The sequence below is a fragment of the Pseudomonas sp. RA_15y_Pfl1_P11 genome (assembly GCF_963970975.1).
In the GTDB taxonomy this organism is placed as follows: domain Bacteria; phylum Pseudomonadota; class Gammaproteobacteria; order Pseudomonadales; family Pseudomonadaceae; genus Aquipseudomonas; species Aquipseudomonas tritici.
In genome coordinates, this window is sequence record NZ_CAXAOY010000017.1 from 1 (window position 1) to 20239 (window position 20239).

At 61.4% G+C, this 20239-nt stretch carries 18 protein-coding genes and 2 pseudogenes; 7 read left to right on the top strand and 13 right to left on the bottom strand.

Going from position 1 to position 20239, the window contains the following annotated elements:
- Positions 1–163 precede the first annotated feature (163 nt).
- Together lpxH and AACY44_RS20140 are read right to left on the bottom strand one after the other, a co-directional pair.
- Positions 164–946, bottom strand: coding sequence for a UDP-2,3-diacylglucosamine diphosphatase (gene lpxH / locus AACY44_RS20135; RefSeq protein WP_339417926.1), 783 nt, complete (start codon positions 944–946; stop codon positions 164–166).
- Positions 943–1446: a peptidylprolyl isomerase gene (locus tag AACY44_RS20140; protein ID WP_016977438.1), complete on the bottom strand. Its 504-nt coding sequence runs from the start codon at positions 1444–1446 to the stop codon at positions 943–945. The genes lpxH and AACY44_RS20140 overlap by 4 nt, the downstream gene beginning before the upstream one ends.
- A gap of 248 nt (positions 1447–1694) precedes the next feature.
- Here AACY44_RS20140 and AACY44_RS20145 point away from each other — a divergent pair, with 248 nt between their 5' ends.
- The 3 genes from AACY44_RS20145 (at position 1695) to AACY44_RS20155 (ending at position 5507) form a co-directional block, all read left to right on the top strand.
- Positions 1695–3395: a glutamine--tRNA ligase/YqeY domain fusion protein gene (locus AACY44_RS20145; protein ID WP_339417925.1), complete on the top strand. Its 1701-nt coding sequence runs from the start codon at positions 1695–1697 to the stop codon at positions 3393–3395.
- A 37-nt stretch (positions 3396–3432) separates the two neighbouring features.
- Complete coding sequence (gene cysS, locus AACY44_RS20150) at positions 3433–4815, top strand: cysteine--tRNA ligase (RefSeq protein ID WP_339417924.1); 1383 nt, start codon at positions 3433–3435, stop codon at positions 4813–4815.
- A gap of 194 nt (positions 4816–5009) precedes the next feature.
- Complete coding sequence (locus AACY44_RS20155; protein ID WP_339506146.1) at positions 5010–5507, top strand: HIT family protein; 498 nt, start codon at positions 5010–5012, stop codon at positions 5505–5507.
- Between the two features lie 3 nt (positions 5508–5510).
- On the opposite strand, the gene AACY44_RS20160 is transcribed toward AACY44_RS20155, so the two are convergent.
- From AACY44_RS20160 to AACY44_RS20190, 7 genes are all read right to left on the bottom strand, one after another.
- Entirely contained in the window at positions 5511–5849 is a 339-nt protein-coding gene (locus tag AACY44_RS20160) for a Na+/H+ antiporter subunit G (protein WP_339417918.1), read from the bottom strand.
- On the bottom strand, positions 5846–6124 hold the full coding sequence (locus tag AACY44_RS20165) for a K+/H+ antiporter subunit F (RefSeq protein WP_053256896.1): 279 nt from the start codon (positions 6122–6124) through the stop codon (positions 5846–5848). The genes AACY44_RS20160 and AACY44_RS20165 overlap by 4 nt, the downstream gene beginning before the upstream one ends.
- A complete protein-coding gene (locus tag AACY44_RS20170) occupies positions 6121–6609 on the bottom strand; it encodes a Na+/H+ antiporter subunit E (protein WP_339417917.1) in 489 nt (162 codons plus the stop codon). Before AACY44_RS20170 ends, AACY44_RS20165 begins: the two co-directional genes overlap by 4 nt.
- Positions 6606–8288 (bottom strand): monovalent cation/H+ antiporter subunit D, encoded by a 1683-nt coding sequence (locus AACY44_RS20175; RefSeq protein WP_339427845.1) that lies wholly within the window; start codon positions 8286–8288, stop codon positions 6606–6608. The genes AACY44_RS20170 and AACY44_RS20175 overlap by 4 nt, the downstream gene beginning before the upstream one ends.
- Positions 8285–8629 (bottom strand): Na+/H+ antiporter subunit C, encoded by a 345-nt coding sequence (locus AACY44_RS20180; RefSeq protein ID WP_007986256.1) that lies wholly within the window; start codon positions 8627–8629, stop codon positions 8285–8287. The genes AACY44_RS20175 and AACY44_RS20180 overlap by 4 nt, the downstream gene beginning before the upstream one ends.
- Positions 8629–11550 carry a monovalent cation/H+ antiporter subunit A gene (locus AACY44_RS20185; RefSeq protein WP_339427844.1) on the bottom strand — a complete coding sequence of 974 codons (2922 nt, stop codon included), beginning with the start codon at positions 11548–11550 and terminating at the stop codon, positions 8629–8631. Before AACY44_RS20185 ends, AACY44_RS20180 begins: the two co-directional genes overlap by 1 nt.
- A gap of 167 nt (positions 11551–11717) precedes the next feature.
- Positions 11718–12647: a DMT family transporter gene (locus AACY44_RS20190; RefSeq protein ID WP_339427843.1), complete on the bottom strand. Its 930-nt coding sequence runs from the start codon at positions 12645–12647 to the stop codon at positions 11718–11720.
- A gap of 92 nt (positions 12648–12739) precedes the next feature.
- On the opposite strand from AACY44_RS20190, the gene AACY44_RS20195 reads away from it, so the two are divergent.
- From AACY44_RS20195 to AACY44_RS20210, 4 genes and pseudogenes are all read left to right on the top strand, one after another.
- Entirely contained in the window at positions 12740–13303 is a 564-nt protein-coding gene (locus AACY44_RS20195; RefSeq protein WP_339417912.1) for a helix-turn-helix domain-containing protein, read from the top strand.
- 154 nt (positions 13304–13457) lie between these two features.
- A pseudogene (locus tag AACY44_RS20200) lies at positions 13458–13684 on the top strand (SfnB family sulfur acquisition oxidoreductase); the annotation flags it as partial.
- Positions 13685–13715: 31 nt separating this feature from the next.
- A pseudogene (locus AACY44_RS20205) lies at positions 13716–14039 on the top strand (ATP-binding cassette domain-containing protein); the annotation flags it as partial.
- A 12-nt stretch (positions 14040–14051) separates the two neighbouring features.
- On the top strand, positions 14052–15446 hold the full coding sequence (locus AACY44_RS20210; RefSeq protein WP_339417911.1) for an FAD/NAD(P)-binding protein: 1395 nt from the start codon (positions 14052–14054) through the stop codon (positions 15444–15446).
- Positions 15447–15488: 42 nt separating this feature from the next.
- Here AACY44_RS20210 and AACY44_RS20215 read toward each other — a convergent pair whose 3' ends face one another.
- Genes AACY44_RS20215 through AACY44_RS20230 form a run of 4 tightly spaced genes read right to left on the bottom strand, consistent with a single transcriptional unit; the run spans position 15489 to position 20118 of the window.
- Positions 15489–16736, bottom strand: a complete 1248-nt coding sequence (locus AACY44_RS20215) for an efflux RND transporter periplasmic adaptor subunit (protein ID WP_339427842.1) — start codon at positions 16734–16736, stop codon at positions 15489–15491.
- Positions 16726–18204: a TolC family protein gene (locus AACY44_RS20220; RefSeq protein ID WP_339417909.1), complete on the bottom strand. Its 1479-nt coding sequence runs from the start codon at positions 18202–18204 to the stop codon at positions 16726–16728. The genes AACY44_RS20215 and AACY44_RS20220 overlap by 11 nt, the downstream gene beginning before the upstream one ends.
- The gene (locus AACY44_RS20225; RefSeq protein ID WP_339417908.1) at positions 18197–19414 is read right to left on the bottom strand and encodes an ABC transporter permease; all 1218 of its coding nucleotides are present in this window, start codon (positions 19412–19414) and stop codon (positions 18197–18199) included. Before AACY44_RS20225 ends, AACY44_RS20220 begins: the two co-directional genes overlap by 8 nt.
- Complete coding sequence (locus tag AACY44_RS20230) at positions 19411–20118, bottom strand: ABC transporter ATP-binding protein (RefSeq protein WP_339417907.1); 708 nt, start codon at positions 20116–20118, stop codon at positions 19411–19413. Before AACY44_RS20230 ends, AACY44_RS20225 begins: the two co-directional genes overlap by 4 nt.
- Positions 20119–20239: the final 121 nt, after the last annotated feature.

Sequence of the window (20239 nt, forward strand, 5' to 3'; positions counted from 1 at the left end):
AGAAAGAAGCCGTGATCGGCAGATGCGCGCCTTGGAACGCAAGGCACGCAAACTTGGATTGCAGCTGGTTAAAGCGGCTTAAATTTTAAGAGCAAAAACAATGAGTTATTTTTTGTTTGATAAGAGCTGGCTTGCCTGCGATAGCATCACCTCGGTGCTCTTGTTACACCGAGGTGCCTGCATCGCGGGCAAGCCCGGCTCCCACAGGCAACGCCAACTGCGGGTTCACAAAATCAAACGCCGCCAACTGAAACCCTTGCTCATCCACTTGCAACGCCCAGCCTTGCTTATCCCAATCCCCCAGCACAATACGCTTGGCCGCCTGCTCACCAATCTGCAACTTGTGAACGGCGGGACGGTGCGTATGGCCGTGGACCAGGGTGCGCACGCCAAATTGTTGCATCACCCGTGGTACTTCTTCGGGAGTCACATCAACAATGTCGTTGGCCTTCATGCGCGTCTGCGCACGGCTTTCACTGCGCAGCTTGCGCGCCAACTTGTGCCGGGTGCGCAATGGCAGGTGGCGCAGGATAAACAGCAAAATCGGGTTGCGCAGGATGCGCCGCAGCTTCATATAGCCAACGTCGCGGGTGCAGAGGCTATCGCCATGCATCAACAGCACAGGCTCGCCACGGAGCTGCACGACACTCGGGTCCTTGAGCAGGGTGGCGCCGGCTGCTGTGCAGAACGCCTTGCCAATCAGGAAATCGCGGTTGCCATGCATGATAAAAATCGGGGTGCCGCTGTCGCTCAGTTCGCGTAGAGCCGCGCAAATCGAACGCTGGAACGGTGTCATACCGTCGTCGCCAATCCAGGCTTCAAAGAAGTCCCCCAGAATGTACAACGCCTGGGCGCCACGGGCGCGGCCATGGAGCAGATCCAGAAACGCCCGGGTGATGTCCGGGCGCGTATCGATCAGATGCAAATCTGAAATCAGCAATATCACCCAACGATCTCGGCTTTCTCGACGATAACGTCTTCTACCGGAACGTCCTGGTGGCCGGCTTTACCGGTGGTTTGCACGCCTTTGATCTTGTCAACGACGTCCTGGCCTTCGGTCACTTTACCGAATACCGCGTAACCCCAGCCCTGCACGTTCTTGCCGCTGTGGTTGAGGAAGGCGTTGTCGGCCACGTTGATGAAGAACTGCGCGGAGGCCGAATGCGGCTCCATGGTACGGGCCATGGCGACGGTGTACTTGTCGTTGGAAAGGCCGTTGTCCGCTTCGTTCTGGATGCTTGGGCGCTTGTCTTTCTTTTCTTTCATGCCAGGTTCGAAACCGCCGCCCTGGACCATGAAATTGCCGATGACGCGGTGGAAAACAGTGTTTTCGTAGTGGCCGGCGTTAACGTATTCGATGAAGTTGGCGACGGTGATCGGCGCTTTTTCGGCGTTCAGCTCGATGACGATGTCACCGTGGTTGGTGGTCAGTTTGACTTGAGTCATGTTCACTACTCTTTTCAGGGAATTCGTGGGTTTGGGTGCCTGGGCACCACGACCGGTATGGCGAAGTTGCGGCCAAGACGCGCAGTTTAGCGTGCCTTGCAGGAATTTCGAGGTGGTTTTTTACCGCCTATGCAATAAATGCAGCCGTTTTCAGTGCTTCTCTGTCAGGTGCTTGACAGCATCGGCTATGATATCGCCTTTGTTTTGTCGGCCTAGCCCGGCCACGTACTTGTCTGTTCAAGGATCCTATGAGCAAGCCCACTGTCGACCCTACCTCGAATGCCAAGGCCGGACCTGCCGTCCCGGTCAATTTCCTGCGCCCGATCATCCAGGCGGACCTGGATTCGGGCAAGCACACGCAGATTGTCACCCGCTTCCCGCCAGAGCCCAACGGCTACCTGCACATCGGTCACGCCAAGTCGATCTGTGTGAACTTCGGCCTGGCCCAGGAATTCGGCGGCGTCACGCACCTGCGTTTCGACGATACCAACCCGGCCAAGGAAGACCAGGAATACATCGACGCCATCGAAAGTGACATCAAGTGGCTGGGCTTCGAGTGGTCCGGTGAAGTGCGCTATGCGTCCAAGTATTTCGACCAGTTGTTTGACTGGGCGGTCGAGCTGATCAAGGCCGGCAAGGCCTATGTCGACGACCTGACCCCGGAGCAAGCCAAGGAATACCGTGGCACCCTGACCGAACCGGGCAAGAACAGCCCGTTCCGCGACCGTTCGGTGGAAGAGAACCTGGACCTGTTCGCCCGCATGCGCGCGGGTGAGTTCCCGGACGGCGCCCGCGTACTGCGTGCCAAGATCGACATGGCCTCGCCGAACATGAACCTGCGCGACCCGATCATGTACCGCATCCGCCACGCCCATCACCATCAGACCGGTGACAAGTGGTGCATCTACCCCAACTACGACTTTACCCACGGTCAGTCCGACGCCATTGAAGGCATCACCCACTCCATCTGCACCCTGGAGTTCGAAAGCCATCGCCCGTTGTATGAGTGGTTCCTCGACAGCCTGCCGGTACCGGCGCACCCGCGTCAGTACGAATTCAGCCGCTTGAACCTGAACTACACCATCACCAGCAAGCGTAAGCTCAAGCAACTGGTCGATGAAAAGCACGTGCATGGCTGGGATGACCCGCGCATGTCGACGCTGTCGGGCTTCCGCCGTCGTGGCTACACGCCTGCGTCGATCCGCAACTTTTGCGACATGGTCGGCACCAACCGTTCCGACGGCGTGGTTGACTTCGGCATGCTCGAATTCAGCATCCGCCAGGACCTCGACGCGAACGCCCCGCGCGCCATGTGCGTGCTGCGTCCGTTGAAAATTGTGATCACCAACTACCCGGAAGACAAAGTCGAGCACCTCGAACTGCCGCGTCATCCGCAAAAAGAAGAACTCGGCGTGCGCAAGCTGCCGTTCGCCCGTGAAATCTACATCGACCGCGATGACTTCATGGAAGAACCGCCAAAAGGCTACAAACGCCTGGAGCCAAACGGCGAAGTGCGCCTGCGTGGCAGCTACGTGATCCGTGCCGATGAAGCGATCAAGGACGCCGATGGCAACATCGTCGAACTGCGTTGCTCGTACGACCCGGAAACCCTCGGCAAGAACCCTGAAGGCCGCAAGGTCAAGGGCGTGGTCCACTGGGTGCCGGCGGCTGCCAGCATCGAGTGCGAAGTGCGCCTGTACGATCGTCTGTTCCGCTCGCCGAACCCTGAAAAGGCCGAAGACAGCGCGAGTTTCCTCGACAACATCAACCCTGACTCCCTGCAAGTACTCACGGGCTGTCGTGCCGAGCCCTCGTTGGCCGACGCACAGCCGGAAGACCGTTTCCAGTTCGAGCGCGAAGGTTACTTCTGCGCGGATATCAAGGACTCGAAACCCGGTCAGCCGGTATTCAACCGTACCGTGACCTTGCGTGATTCGTGGGGCCAGTGACGCCTTTGGCGGCTTTGCGTAGAAAGAAGGATTTGTCGTGCTAACGATCTACAACACACTCAGCAAGACCAAAGAAGTCTTCAAACCGCTGGAAGGCAACAAGGTGCGCATGTACGTGTGCGGCATGACCGTGTACGACTACTGCCACATCGGCCACGGCCGCAGCATGGTTGCCTTCGACCTGGTGACCCGCTGGTTGCGCTTCAGCGGCTATGACTTGACGTACGTGCGCAACATCACCGACATCGACGATAAGATCATCAACCGCGCCAATGAAAACGGCGAGTCGTTCGACGCGCTGACCGAGCGCATGATCGCCGCCATGCACGAGGATGAGGCGCGCCTGAACATCCTCAAACCGGACATGGAGCCGCGCGCCACGGACCACATCCCTGGCATGCATGCGATGATCCAGACCCTGATCGACAAGGGTTACGCCTACGCCCCAGGCAATGGCGACGTGTACTACCGCGTCGCCAAGTTCATGGGCTACGGCAAGCTGTCGCGCAAGAAAATCGAAGACCTGCGCATCGGCGCACGCATCGAAGTCGATGAAGCCAAGCAAGATCCGCTCGACTTCGTGCTGTGGAAAGCTACCAAGCCGGGCGAGCCAAGCTGGGAATCGCCATGGGGTGCGGGCCGTCCGGGCTGGCACATCGAATGCTCGGTGATGTCCACCTGCTGCCTGGGTGAGACCTTCGACATTCATGGCGGCGGCAGCGACCTTGAGTTCCCGCACCACGAAAACGAAATCGCCCAAAGCGAAGCGGCTACTGGCAAAACCTACGCCAACGCCTGGATGCACTGCGGCATGATCCGCATCAATGGCGAGAAGATGTCCAAGTCCTTGAACAACTTCTTCACCATTCGCGACGTGCTGGAAAAATACCCTCCGGAAGTCGTGCGTTACCTGCTGGTGTCGAGCCATTACCGCAGCGCCATCAACTACTCGGAAGACAACCTCAAGGACGCCAAAGGCGCCCTGGAGCGCTTCTACCATGCGTTGAAAGGCTTGCCATCCGTGGCGCCTGCCGGCGGCGAAGCGTTCGTGGCACGGTTTACCGAGGTCATGAACGACGACTTCGGCACACCGGAAGCCTGCGCGGTACTGTTCGAGATGGTGCGCGAGATCAACCGCCTGCGCGAGAGTGATCTTGATGCGGCGGCGGGCCTTGCCGCTCGTTTGAAAGAACTGGCGAGCGTGCTGGGTGTGTTGCAGATGGAAGCCGATGACTTCCTGCAAGCTGGCGCCGAAGGGCGTGTGGATGCGGCTGAAGTTGATGCGCTGATTCAGGCGCGTCTGGCTGCGCGTACCAACAAAGACTGGGCGCAATCCGACCGGATTCGTGACCAACTGACCGCGATGGGTGTGGTGTTGGAAGACGGGAAGGGTGGGACGACGTGGCGGTTGGCTGACTGACAGTTGGTTGCTGTACGCTGAATAAAAAACGCCCCGACTGGTTCGGGGCTTTTTTAAAGCGAAATAGCAGTGCGCCATTCACGTTTCCACCACCTGTTCAAGTCCCGTTTGACTGGGAGGGTTTGACGCTCATTCCATCCTAGCTTTAGATGATTGCCACGACCAAACCCAAGACGAAACTGGTGGTAATTCAAATGGATTGTATTTTCTGCAATATGGTCCGCAAAACCTCCCCAGCCCACATTCTCTGGGAGGACGACCGGCATAGTGCTTTCCTGTCGATCTTCCCCAACACCCCGGGGTTCAGCGTGGTAATCCCTAAGCAGCACTACGGCAGCTATGCGTTTGCGCAGTCGGATGAGGTGCTGGCCGCGCTTGCGGTGGCGGCGAAGAAGACCGCGCTACAGATTGATCGGGCGTTTCCCGATGTGGCGCGCACCGGCATGATACTCGAAGGGTATGGAGTGGATCACCTGCATGCGAAGTTGTTTCCCGTGCATGGGACCGGCGGTGACAGTACCTTCAAGCCGCTGAGTTCGAAGGTGGACAAGTTCTTTGAGGCTTATGAAGGTTATATCTCGTCCCATGATCATGTGCGGGCCGATGATGCCGGTTTGGCGGAATTGGCGGCGCACATCAGATCTTTTGCCTGGCGCCCAGCCAAATGTGGGAGGGGGCCGTGTTCTCTATAGGGATCAGCGTCGACTGCTGACTTCGGCCGGTACATCATCCCTCGCCATGCGCTTTCGAAACAACGCGGTGCGGGCCAGCAACAACGTGGTCACCGGCATCGTGATGGCCAACAAAATCGGTATCAACCACCCGTGCAACACCGGCCCGGACTTGAGCACCGAAAAGTAGATGATCGACGCCAGCGCCACGCACCATGCGCCCAAGGTCGAGGCCAGTGCCGGCGGGTGCATGCGCTGAAAAAAGTCCTTCATCCGCAGCAAGCCAATCGCGCCAATCAACGCAAACACACTGCTCACTACCAGCAGCACCGCCACGATCACTTCCACCCATAACGGCATCATTCAATCACCTCCCCACGCAGCAGGAATTTCGCCAAGGCAAATGAGCCCACGAAGCCAAACAGCGCAATCAGCAGCGCCGCTTCAAAGTAAGTGTCACTCGCATAACGAATGCCCAGCACCAGCATCATCAGCATCGCCAGGATGTACAAATAGTCCAGCGCCAGGACCCGGTCCTGGGCCGACGGGCCTTTGAACAGGCGTAACAGCGTCAGCACCATTGCCAGGGAAAACAGGAACAGGCTGAACAGGATCGCATTGGAGAGCAGGTCGCTCATTCGAAGATCTCCATCAGGGGCCGTTCGTAGGCGTGTTTGAAGTGCTGGATAAAGTGCGCTTCGTCATTCAGGTCGAACACGTGGATCAGCAAAATACTGCGGTCCAGCGCCAGTTCCGACCAGACGGTACCGGGCGTGACGCTGGTGATCATCGACAAGACGGCCAGGCCATTGGCGTCGCGCAGGTCCAGGGGTATCTTGATAAAGCGCGAGCGCGGCGGGCGCGAGCCGCACACCAGCACGCCCCAGGCCACTTGCAGGTTGGAGGCGATGACGTCACGGCCCACCACGAAGAACAGGCGAATGATCACGCCGGGGCGGCGGATGCGGATCGGCAGCGGGCGCAGCGGCGCCATCAGCAGCGGTGCGAGAAAGCCCAGCAGCGCGCCCAGCAACAGGTTGCCGGGGCTCACCGACAGGTTCAGCACCAGCCACAACACCCACAACGCCAGGGACAACCACGGGGCGGGGAACAGGCGCTTCATGGTTGCACCTCCACGGCTGCGGCCTTGGCTTCAGGGCTTGGAGTCGGGCGCGTCGCCATCACCGCCATCACATAGTGTTCCGGGTTGTTCAGGCTTTCGGCGGTCGCCTGGGTGTAGCGCATCAGCGGTTCGGCCTTGAAGGTGAGCAGGATGCTCAAGCCGAGCAGGAAGAAGATCGGCAGGCACTCGTAGCGACGCAGCAGCGGCGAAGGGCGCTCTTCCGGGGTCCAGAAACGCTGGATGCCGAGGCGGGCGAAGGCGATCAGCGAGGCCAGGCCCGAGAGGATCAACAGCGCCACCAAGCCCCAGGCAGCTGGACGAATCGGCGCATCCACCGCGTTGCCCAAGCCCAGCGGATTGACCAGCGCACTCAACAAACTGAGTTTGCCAATAAACCCGGACAGCGGCGGCATACCGATAATCAACAGCGCACAGGCGACAAAGCTCAAGCCGAGGAACGCCATGGTCCACGGAATCACCTGGCCAACCACAGCCTTCTGTTCGTCATCAAGGTTGACGCCGGGCCGTGGATGCAGGGATTCCATGGCCTTGGGCAACGCATCGATTTCCTCATCCAGCGGCAGATCGTTGGCCGAACGTGACCGCTCGATCAATTCAGCCAGCAAGAACAACGCGCTCAACGCCAGTGTGGAGCTGACCAGGTAGAACAGCGCCCCAGCAGTCAGGCTCGGCTGGGCGAAGCCCACCGCCGACAGCAGAATCCCGGCTGACACTAGAATGCTCAGGCTGGCCATGCGTTCCAGGCGCTGCGCCGCCAACATGGCCAACGCCGCGCAGATAATCGTTGCCATGCCGCCATACACCAGCCAGTCGCCGCCAAACAGCGCCGACGCACCGGCCTGGCCGGAGAACAGCAGGGTCCACAGGCGCAGCACGGTGTACACGCCGACCTTGGTCATGATCGCAAACATCGCCGCCACCGGCGCACTGGCCGAGGAATAGGCTGGGGCCAGCCAGAAGTTCAGCGGCCACATGCCGGCCTTGGCCAGGAACGCGGTGGCGAGGATCGCCGCACCGGCATGCAGCAGGCCGCGATCGGCTTCCGGCACCAGCGGGATTTTCAACGCCAGGTCAGCAAAATTCAGGGTGCCGGTCACGCCATAGATCATCGCCGCGCCAATCAGGAACAGTGACGACGCCAGCAGGTTGATCGCGACGTAATGCAGCCCCGACGACACCCGCGCACGGCCGGAGCCGTGCAGCATCAAGCCATAGGACGCCGCCAGCAGCACCTCGAAAAACACGAACAGATTGAACAGGTCTGCGGTGAGAAACGCGCCATACAAGCCCATCATCTGGATCTGGAACAGCGCATGGAAACTGGTGCCTGCACGATCCCAGCGGGCCATGGCGAACAGCAGCGCGCTCACGCCGATGATCCCGGTGAGCACCAGCATCAGCGCTGACAACGGGTCCACCACCAGCACGATGCCAAACGGCGCTTGCCAGTTGCCCGGCAGGTACACCCCGATCGAGCCGGGGCCGCCTTTTTGCGTCCAATACAGCAGCACAATGGCCACGCCCAGGCCAAGCATGCTCGAGACCAAGTTGATCTGCGCCTTCAGCGGGCGACGTTTTTCGCCCAGCATCAGCATCAGCGCGGCGGTGAGCAATGGCAGCAGGATCGGTGCAACGATCAGTTGGTTGACCCAATTCATTCCTTGGGCTCCCGGCCATCAACATGGTCAGTACCGGTCAGGCCGCGCGAGGCCAGCAACACCACCAGAAACAGCGCGGTCATGGCGAAGCTGATCACGATCGCCGTGAGCACCAGCGCCTGTGGCAGCGGGTCAGTGTAGTGGAGCAGGTCCTGCGGCACGCCGTCCTTGATGATCGGCTCCTTGCCGATAAACAGGCTGCCCATGCTGAAGATGAACAGGTTGACCCCATACGACAGCAGGCACAGGCCCATCACCACCTGGAACGTCCGTGGCCGCAGGATCAGCCAGACGCCGGAGGCGGCCAGGACTCCAATGGCAATTGCGATGACTTCTTCCATCAGGCGGCTCCTTCTGTTGCAGCAACGACTTTGGCCTGGTTGCTCGGTTTATGCGCTCGCACCGACTGGTGACCGAGGGCAGTGAGCATCAGCAGCGTCGAACCGACGACCATGGCGTACACGCCGACGTCGAAGAACAGCGCGCTGGCGATGTGGATATCGCCCAGCAGCGGTAAGTTGAAATGCCAGGTATGGGTGGTCAGGAACGGGTACCCGGCAAAGAGTGCGCCGAGCCCGGTGAGGGTCGCCGAGAACAGCCCGAAGCCCATCCAGCGCATCGGCCGCAGGCTCATCTGTGCCTCGACCCACCGGGTGCCGGCCACCATGTATTGCAGGATAAACGCCACCGACATCACCAGGCCTGCCACAAACCCGCCGCCCGGTTGATTGTGGCCGCGCATAAACAGGTAGAACGACACCACCAGCGCAATCGGCAGCAGCAGGCGCACCAGCACCGCGGGCACCATCATAAAGCCCAGGGCGGTATCGCTGGCCTGGCGCGGGTTGACCAGGTCGGTGGCCACGTCCGGCGCCAGTTGGCGCTGTTGTGCGGGCAGTTGCATGCTTTCTTTCGACGGGCGGAAGCGGCGCAACAGGGCGTAAACCGTCAGCGCCACGGCGCCGAGTACGGTGATTTCGCCGAGGGTGTCGAAGCCGCGGAAATCCACCAGCATCACGTTCACCACATTGCTGCCGCCGCCTTCGGGCAGTGCGCGGCTGAGGTAGAACGAGGAGATATCGTTGGGCGTCTGGCGGGTCAGCATCGCGTAGGACAGCAGCGCCATGCCGCCACCCACCACGGTCGACAACAGGAAGTCGCGCAGACGACGGATGCGTGCCTTGCGCAGCGAGCTGGGCAGTGGCGACACTTCTTCGATCCGCCGCGGCAACCAGCGCAGCCCCAGCAGGATCAGCACCGTGGTGACCACTTCGACCACCAGTTGGGTCAACGCCAGGTCCGGCGCCGAGAACCACACAAAGGTGACGCAGGTCATCAGGCCGCACACGCTGACCATGGTCAGGGCCGCCAGCCTGTGATACTTGGCTTGCCAGGCGGCACCGAGGGCGCAGGCGATCGCCAGCAGCCAGAGGGTGACAAACACGATGGAGCCCGGGATTCTCGGCCGGTCGCCCCAACTGAGGCCACTGTTGATCATTGGGATCATGCCGCCGATGACCGCCACCAGCACCAGAAGAAACAGCTGGGTTTGCAGGCGCTTGGTGCTGATGCGTTTTTCGATCTTGCGCACGCCGCGCATCATCACCACCAGGCAGCGCTCGAACATGCGCTTGCCGTTGAAGTAGCTGATCACCGGCGGGTACTTGAAGCGGCCACGCTTGAGTTGCTTGCGCAGCAGCAGGTACAGCACCACGCCGCCGGACATGGCGACCAGGCTCATGATCATCGGCGCATTCCAGCCGTGCCAGATCGCCAGGCTGTATTCGGGCAACTCACCGCCGACAACCGGCAGCGCGGCGGCTGCGAGGATCGAACCGACCACCTGGGCCGGGAAAATCCCCACCAACAGGCAAGTGAAGACCAGCAACTCAACTGGCGCGCGCATCCAGCGCGGCGGTTCGTGAGGCGTGTGGGGCAGGTCAGTTGCGGGCGGGCCGAAGAACACATCGACCGTGAAGCGCAGCGCATAGGCCACGCTGAAGGTGCCGGCGATGGTCGCGATCATCGGCAGGGCGATTTCCACCCAGGCGGTCGATGACACGAATACGGTTTCGGCGAAGAACATTTCTTTGGACAGGAAACCATTGAGCAACGGCACACCGGCCATGGATGCACTGGCTACCATTGCCAGGGTCGCGGTAAACGGGATCAGCCGCACCAGGCCGCTGAGCCTGCGGATATCCCGCGTGCCGCTTTCGTGGTCGATGATGCCCGCCGCCATGAACAGCGAGGCCTTGAAGGTCGCGTGATTGAGAATATGGAACACCGCGGCAACGGCGGCCAGCGGGCTGTTAAGGCCCAGCAATAAGGTGATCAGCCCGAGGTGGCTGATGGTGGAGTAGGCCAGCAGGCCCTTGAGGTCATTCTGGAACATGGCGCAGTAAGCGCCGATGAGGAGGGTGAGGGCGCCGGCACCGCCGACGATATAGAACCATTCTTCGCTGCCGGACAGCGACGGCCACAAGCGGGCCAGCAGGAACACGCCGGCTTTCACCATTGTCGCCGAATGCAGATACGCCGACACCGGCGTTGGGGCTGCCATCGCGTGGGGTAGCCAGAAGTGGAACGGGAACTGCGCGCTTTTGCTCAGGGCACCGATCAACACCAAGACCAGCATGGCCGGGTACAGCGAATGCGCGCGAATCTGATCGCCCGCCGCCAATACCAGGTCCAGGTCATAGCTGCCGACAATATGCCCCAGCAATATCACGCCCGCCAGCAGGCACAAGCCGCCGGCACCGGTGACCATCAGCGCCATATACGCGCCGCGCCTGGCATCGGCGCGGTGGTGCCAATAGCCGATCAGCAGGAACGAGAACAGGCTGGTCAGTTCCCAGAAAAACACGATTTGGATCAGGTTGCCGGAAATCACCAGCCCGAGCATGGCGCCCATGAATGCCAGGAAAAACGCGAAAAAGCGCGGCACCGGATCGTCCGGCGACATGTAGTAACGTGCATACAGCGCAACCAGCGAACCGATGCCGAGCACCAGCATTGAGAACAGCCAGGCAAACCCATCCATGCGCAGCACGAAGTTCAGCCCAAGGCTGGGTAACCACATGAATTCTTCGCGGATCACGCCACCGTGGGCGATCTGGGGGTAGAGCAGGGCGACTTGAAGGGTGCCAACCAGCGCCACAAGGCCTGCCAGCAGGGATTCGGTGTTACGTGCATTGTGCGGCAGCAAGGCCGCCAGACAGCTGCCAATAAAAGGCAGAAGCAGTAGAACTATCAGGGACATAGGCTTCTAATCTGCGGGAGTTTGGGATGCATCATACGTGCCGCTTTCGCGATCACCAAACGGCAAGATGTGTAAGGATCCTACAGAAGCAGTCGAAGGCAGCTACAAGTGGCAGTCTACAAGAGGATAGCCGGGCCCGAGCGTGTTGCCGCTTGCAGCGCATAGCATCAACCCTGACTTTCCGGCTCAACATCGGCCTTAGCCTCAACAGCTTTCGAGTTGCTCCTCTTCATCTCACTCACAATCACCGCCACCACAATCAACACCGCTCCCAGCATCGCAATCGGCGGGAAGCGTTCGCCGGCAATCCGCCCCACCACGCCCGCCCACACCGGCTCACCGGCATAAATCAACGTCGCCCGCGTCGGCGAAACACTCTGCTGCGCCCAGTTCATCGCCACCTGGATCACCGCGCTGGTCAAGCCCAGGCCCACTGCGCTGAACAGCAGCAGCCACGAAAACCCCGGCAGCGCTTCGCCCATCGGCACAACTATCAGGAACGACAACAGCGAAGCGGTGGCCAGTTGCACAACCGTCACCCGGCGCACATCCACTTGCCCCGCGAATGCACTGATCAGGATGATTTCCGCCGCAATGGCGATGGCGCCGATCAGCGTAGCGATTTCACCGGGACTGAAATTCAACGACGCCCCCGCCGGCCCCGTCAGCAGCATCAAGCCGGCAAACGCCAGCATGATGCCAATGCTCGGCATCAACCCCGGACGACGGCCCAGCACCAGCCATTGCAGCAGTGGCACGAATGGCACATAGAGCGCGGTGATAAACGCCGACTGGCTGCTCAGGATGGTCTGCAAACCGATGGTCTGCAGGCCGTAGCCAAACATGATCGCTACACCGATAAACACACCGGCCTTCAATTCGAACAAGGTCAAGTCACGCAGGGTGCGCAAGGAAAAGCAGCCAACCACAATGGCCGCAGCAGCAAAACGCAGGCCGACGAAAAACATTGGCCCGCTGACGGTCATCGCGTGCTGCACCAGCAAAAAGGTGCCGCCCCATATCATGGTGATCACCACTAGGATGCATTCGGCTTTGCTGAAACGGTTGAAACGCGAAGGGGAGTTCGGGGTGGTCATGGCGGCTCGGTCTTGCAAGGGAAAGGCACGGACCGCACAATGCGCCGCACGCTGGGCAGTATACTGCGCACACCCACCCATTGAGCAATATAGTGCACAAAGAAAATCCGCAACGGGCCTCGGTCCTGCAGCACGTCAGCCAGAATGTTCGTCGCCTGCGCCATGCCGCCGACCTCAGCCAGACCGCGCTCTCGGAAAAGTCCGGGGTCAGCCGGCGCATGCTGGTGGCGATTGAGGCGGGCGAGAAGAATGTCAGCCTGTCCACCCTCGACCGCGTGGCCGAAGCGTTGGAGGTGGCGTTCAGCGACCTGATCCAGGCGCCGGATGTGCGTGACCACAGCCGCATCAATGAGCTGGCTTGGGCCGGTGAAATTCCCGGCAGCAAGGCCGTGTTGCTGGCCAAGGCAACCGCCCGACGCGAAGTGGAATTGTGGGAAATGCGCCTGGAGCCGGGCGATCGCTACGCCCCCGAGCCAGACCCGGAAGGCTGGAGCGTGCAGCTGTTTGTCTTCGAAGGCAGCCTGACGCTGATCCTGGATGACGATGAAAAACACGTTGCCGGCGGTGAGTTCTATATGTTCGCCAGCCGCCAGGCCCACGCCTATCGCAATGATGGGGACATGGCGGTGCGCTTTGTGCGCAACGTGGTCATCTAACTGTTTGCCCGGCAACAGTGGATGGACACTTTGTTGGTTTGAAGCACGAACTTTCGCGTTATGGCGCCAGCAACTGGCTGATTTAACTGAAGATTAATTTTAGGCACGACTCCTGCGATCACTCCAGCATCCCAACGGAGCCTGGAGTCGGCCCATGTCTGCCCACCCTCAACACCCTGCCCATATCATCCGCTCGGACGCGGAAGCCATCGAGGTTGCCAGGCGCCTGGCCGCGCCGAGGTGTCCTATGTGACCGTGGACGAGGTGATCAAACTGATTTCCGCCGCGCACCCTTCACTGGGCCAGATCCCGCAGAACCACTTGGGCGTAGTGGACATCGTGCTGCAAACCGCGACCGAGGATTACTTCGGCAAAGTCCTGCCGCCAGGGTTGATGGAGCGTGCCGACACTCACCTGCACCGGGCTGACGTCGGGCGGCGAGCAACAGATGGTCGCCATCGGCCGGGCGCTGATGACGCGTCCTACTTTGGTACTGCTCGACGAACCGTCCATGGGTTTGGCGCCTATGATCGTGCAGGAGATTTTCGAGAGCATCGCGCAACTCAACCGTGAGCAGCAGGTGAGCTTTTTGATCGCCGAACAGAACATCAACGTCGCGCTGAACTATGCGTCCCGCGGCTACGTGCTGGATACTGGGCGTGTAGCCCTGAGTGGCAGCGCCGCTGAACTGCTGGCGCGGGGCGACCTGCATGATATTTATCTGGGCAAACAGTAAGGGCGACTCCGCATGACTGAATCCATCCGCAACGCTGATGTGCTGATCATCGGCGGCGGCCTGAGCGGCACGATGCTGGCCGTGCAACTGCTGCGCTTGCCGGGCAAGCGGCAGATTCTGGTGATCGAGCCGCGCGCTGAACTCGGCCGCGGCGAAGCCTACAGCGCCGTCGAGCTGGGCCACACCCTGAACGGCAACGCGGCGCGTATGAGCGTCGACCCGGACAATGCCGACGACCTGACCCAATGGCTCACCGACTACATCGGCGCGGGCGGGTGGCCCGAGTCAGGCCAGCAGGCTGTGCCGATCAGCGAGCTGTTTCCACCGCGCGGTATTTTTGGTCTGTATGCCCAGCAACGCTTGGCCGAAGCCAAGGCGCAGTCCGCTTCCAGCGTCGAGCATGTGCGCGGTGAAGGGGTCGACCTGCAAGTGGATGAAGCCTCGACGCTGCTCACCCTCGATAACGGGCAGCAACTGCGCGGCAGCTTTGCGGTGTTGGCCACCGGCATGTTCCCGGCGGCGCGTACACCGCAGACCAAGTCCAGCGGCTTGAACGCGGCGGCGGTCGACCCTTGGGACGTGCAGGCGATGACCTTGATTGACCCGCAAGCGCCGGTGCTGATCATCGGTTCCGGGTTGACCATGGTCGACGCCGTGGTGTCCCTGGAACAGGCCGGGCATTGTGGGCCGATCGAAGTTTTCTCGCGTCACGGCCTGCTACCCCATGTGCGCCGACAACCGCCGAGCTGGGTGGATTTTCTCGGCGAAGACTACAGCCTGCGCACTCCTTGGCAATTGCTGCGTGAGGTGCGTCGCCAATGCCGGATTGCGCAAGCGCAGGGCATCGATTGGCAAGCGCCGCTGGACACGGTGCGCGCGCACATCGGTCGCCTGTGGAGCCAGGCCAGCGAGCGTGAAAAACGTCAGTTTGTGCGTCATGTAAGGCCGTGGTGGGAAAGCCATCATCACCGCTCGCCGCCGTTGAGCGCGCAGCGGGTGGCACGGTTGCAGGAAGAGGGGCGGTTGCGGATTAGGGCGGCGTCTTACAAAGGGCTGGAACCTTCGGTTGAAGGGGTGACCATCCGTTTGCGTTACCGCGGCGAGCAAGCGGTCACTCAGGTTTCAGGGGCGGCGTTGATCAACTCCAGCGGCATCGAATACGACTGGCGCCGCGTGGCCCGGCCGTTGCCGCAGCAGTTGCTCAAGCGTGGGTTGATTCAGCCTGGGCCGTTGGCGTTGGGGATCGCCGCGGATGCTTCGGGGGCGGTGGTGGATGCTCAGGGGCAGGTCAGCGCGCGGTTGTTTGCCATGGGGCCGCCGTTGCGGGGAATGTGGTGGGAAAGTACGGCGGTAACGGATGTGGCGATTCAAGCCAAGGCACTTGCCTTAAAGCTGACAAAAATCTAAATGTGGGAGCGGGCAAGCCCGCTCCCACATTTGGGTCTTCATTTATCTTGTGACTTTCACAAGCCCAGGTTTGAGGCCAAACACCTCAACCCCTTGGGGCGTCGATTGCCCAGTGGTCACCGTCACCCGCTCCACCGGCTTATCCATCGCCGCCCGGTATTCAACCGTCATGTCCGGCCCTATCGCCTGGCTCGGCACCACAATCGCCTGCGCATTGTTGTAGGTCACGATGGTCAACCGCGCACTCATCCCCAGCCGCACCCGTTGCAGCTGTTGTGGCGTGAGCTTGGGGATCGACAAGGTCACCGGAAACTGCGCGCTGCCCTGGCTGTCGGTGGCAATCGCCAAACCGCTCACCACGCTTACCGACCCTGTCAGTCGCTCCCCCTCAAAACCATCCCCCAGCACTTCCACCGCCTGGCCCTGGTGCAACTGGTTGATGTCCAGCTCTGACACCTTGGCAACGATTTTCAGCCGCTCGATATTTGCCAGGCCAAACAACACCTCACCCTGGCTGACCTTACTGCCAGCCTGCACCGGGGCATTGTTGTTGCCGCCGCCTTGGGAGGAGGCACTATTGCCGGGCGGTGGCACCACGATGCCGGAGAACGGTGCCTTGACCTCTTTGCCTTCGAGCAGTTGGTGCAGTGCGTCGTATTTCACCGTGGCGTTGGTCAGTTCCATATCGGCGATCTGGCGGTATTCGCCCTTGCCCTGGTCGATCGCCTGTTGCAGTTCGCTGCGGGCGGAGGCGAGGTCCAGTTGTTGCTGCTGGGTCTGTTGCTTGAGGTCGTCCAACTCATTGCGCGGGATGATGCCGCGCTGGAACAGGTTTTCACTTTCGGTGAGTTTGCGCTGGGTGTTACTGGCGGTCATTTCGGTGGTGCGCAGGCTGCGGCGTGCACGGCTGACGGTGGGGCCGTTGTCCCAGTCCTGCATCTCTTGCACGGTGCGCCGGGCCTTGAGTTGGGCGGAGAGGGCGTCGCGCAGTTGCACCTCCAGGGTCGTCGGGTCCATGCGCAACAGCACTTGGCCGGCCTCGACCCGCTGGCCTTGCTCCACCAGATTGGCTTGCACATTGCCATCGAAAGGCGCGGTAAGGGTGATGGTGGTGTCGGGCTCGATTTTGCCCACCAGGCCGATCTGGTGCACCAGCGCGTCGGGCTTGACGGCCAGCCACTGCTCGCTGGTGCTGGCCGGCGCGGACGCAGGGCTGCGCAAGGCCAGGCCCGCGCCCCCCAGCAGTACGATCAATACAGCGCCCAGCAGGCGTTTCTGATTAGTAGTCATTGAGGGCGATTTCCCAACTTTCCAGCGTCATGCCCAGCGTCAAGTCGAGCTGGGTCTGGGCGTTCAAATAAGCGATCAGCGCATTGAGCTGCGCGTTTTCGGCGTTGCGCAGGTCGGTCTCGAAACTCAGCACCTGGAAGTTGGTGGAGCGCCCGGCGCTGAGTTTTTCCCGTTCGATCTCGATCTTGCGCCGCGACAATTCCACGGCGCGCTGGGAGATTTCATATTGGCGCCAGCGGGTGCCGAGGTCGCGCACTACATCGTTGACGCTTCGCTCCAGTTCCTGGCGCGCGTCGGTGATGCGGATCTGCTGGTCCTCCACGTTTACCCGTGCGCGGACTTCGGCCTGGCGCGTGCTGATATCGCCGATGGGGATTTGCACCTGCACCCCGGCGTAGCTGTCCCACGTGCGATTATTGCTGCTGCCGGCGTCGTTATTGTAGGCGTCGCGCACCTGATTTGCGCCGGCTACCAGGTCCACCTGCCAGCGCCCGGAGTCCTTGGCGATCACCAGGTTGAGGTCAGCCTGCTGGCTGCCGAGCAGGGCCGCCAGGTATTCCGGCTGCTGGGTCTGCGCCAGGTTGAAGGCCTGGCGCTTGTCGATCTGCATCGGCCGGGCCTCCAGGGCTTCGGTGGCGCGGACCGGCGTGGAGAGGTCCAGGGCCAGCAGGCGCAGTAGGGAGAGACGGCTGGTGTCCAGTTGGTTCTGCGCCTCTTCCACGCCCAGTTGCTGGGTGGCGATGTCGGCTTCGGTCTGCACGATTTCAAATTCGGCCATGCGCCCGGCACTGATCAGCGCCTTGTTGACTTGCAGCAAGGTGTTAGAGCGCTTGAGGGCGTCCTGCACGATGCTCAGTTGCTCCTGGGCGCGCAGCAGCTCGCGGTAGGTCGCGATGATCTGGCTGATGGTCTGTGCCACGGTGGCCTTGAGGTTCAAGCGGTTGGCCTGTTCCGACAGGCGCGACAGGCGCAGCGGTGCGGTGGTGGCGTCCCAGCCGGCGCCGCGTAGCAGTGGCTGGATGATCGCCAGGTCGAGACCGTCGCTGCGATAGCGGCCGGCGCGGTCGGCGTTGCTCAGTTGCTGGGTCCAGGCCATGCTCAGGCGCGTGCCGTATTCGCCGAGCAGGCTGGTCGCCGGCGCCACGCTGGCATTGCGCGCGTTGTCGGCTGAGCCGCGGGTATTACGGTAGTAGCTGTTGAGGGTGAGCTTGGGCTTGAATACATCTTCGGCTACGCGCAGGTCGAACTTCTGCGCTACCCGTTGCAGGTAGGCGCTGCGAATCGCCGGGTTGTTGCGCAGGCCCAGGTAGACTGCGTCGCCCAGGGTCATGGTGGTGGCCTGGGCATTCAGCGAGACGCTCCGATCGTAACCGCTGCGCGTGGTGCTCGGCGCCGACGGTTTGATCACCACGTCGGCGGCCACGCCAGGCAGGCTGACCAATGCGAGCAGCCAGAGCCATTTATTCATCGCGCAGGGCCTCCACCGGTTGCAACCGTGAGGCCGAGATTGCCGGGTAGATGCCGAAGAACAACCCCACCAGCAACGTGCTGCCCACCCCCAGCGGCAAGGCCGCGACAGCGAGTGCAAATTCCCAGCCCGACAGCCAGGCGTACAGCCACGCGGCGGTCATGCCCGACACCGCGCCGCACAAGGCACCCACGGCCGTGAGCGTGATGGCTTCGAGCAGGAACAGGTTGCGGATGTCTCGCTGGCGCGCGCCGAGAGCCATGCGAATGCCGATTTCGCGACGCCGCTCCGAGACGTTCATCAACATCACGTTCATCACCCCCACGCCACCGCCCACCAGGGAGATCGCGCCCAGGGCCAGCAGCAGATAGGCGAAGGTGCGGCTTTGCCGAGTCATGCCGTCGATCATTTGCTGGGGCACCTGGATGTCCACATCGTGGTCGGGAAGTTGCGGTTTGAGAGCGGCGGCTACGTCCTTGGCAATGCGCTCCATGTCCTGGCCCTGCGTGGCGCGGATGATCACGTTGCCGATCTGTGGCGCTGCATAGATGCGGCGCATGCCTTCGGCGGGGATGAACAGTGATTCGTTGGCCTGCACCGGCATTAGCATTGCCCGCGGCTGGCCTTGCAGGATGCCCACAATCAGGAACAGGTAATCGTTGATGCGCACACGATCGCCCAGCTGCAGCGGATCTCCCGGCACGCCCAGGGCCTCGGCCACCTGCGCGCCGATCACGCCGTAGGTTTCGTTGGCATCAAAGCTCGACAGGAAACGTCCCTGTTGCAGTGCCAGGCGCATCGCGTCCTTGATATCCGGTGTGCTGCCGACGAAGTTGGTGTTGACGGTGCGGCCATGGAATACGATGGGCCCGCTGAACAACGTGAGGGCGCCGATGTGCGCGATGCCTGGCACCGCCTGGCGCACGGCGTCCAGGTCGAGGCGGGCGGGCATCGGTGAACTGCTGCCGCCTTTAGGTGGGAACTGGGCGATCAGGGTGTCGGTGCCCATGTCCTTGAAGATCATCGCCGCATCCACCGCCGCGTTATGGCCGATATTAATCAGCGCCACCACCGACGAGCTGCCGATCACGATACCCAGCAGGGCCAGGATCGAACGCTTGCCTAAGGTGCGCAGGCTGACAAACGCTTCGTGCAGCAGTTGGCTGAGGCTTTGTTCGACCCGCAGGCGGCTTTCTCCCTGCTGAGTCATAGGCAGCCGGCCTCTTGCACCACGCCATTGCGCACCAGGATCTTGCGTTCCAGGCGCTCGGCGATGTGCGGGTCGTGAGTGACGATGATCAGCGTGACCTGTTGCTCGCGGTTCAACGCCAGCAGCAGGTCCATGATGTCCTGGGCGGTGGTGCTGTCGAGGTTGCCGGTGGGTTCGTCGGCCAGTATCACCGAGGGTTTGCCCACCAGGGCCCGGGCAATCGCGACCCGTTGGCGCTGGCCGCCGGAAAGGTCGGCGGGGCGATGGTGGGCACGGTCGGCCAGGCCGACTTGCTCGAGCATGCGCAGGGCTTGCTCCACTGACTCATGGCGCGATACGCCGCGATAACTCAAGGGCAGGGCGACATTGTCCAGGGCGCTGAGGCGTGGCAGCAGGTTGAAACTCTGGAACACGAAACCGATCTGCTGATTGCGGATGGCCGCCAACTGATCGGGGGTGGCGTTGAAGATATCGTGGCCGGCGAAGTGGTACTGACCACAGTTGGGCAGGTCCAGCAGGCCGAGGATATTGAGCAAGGTACTTTTGCCGGAGCCGGACGCCCCCAGGATGCCGCAGCTGTCGCCGCTGGCGATGGTCAGGCATACATCATTGAGAATGCACAGGTGTTGCCCGGCCAGTTGATAGCTTTTGCCGATGCCTTGCAGGGAGATCAAGCCTGGGTGCGCGAGGGTATCTGTCATCATGACTACGCCTTCAGTCTCGACGCCGCCGTCATGCCCCCGGTAAAGCCTTGTAACAAGTTCGGGAGCTGCCTGGTCTGCGTCACAGACTGGTTTTATTTCTTGTTTTTAAAATATTGTTTGA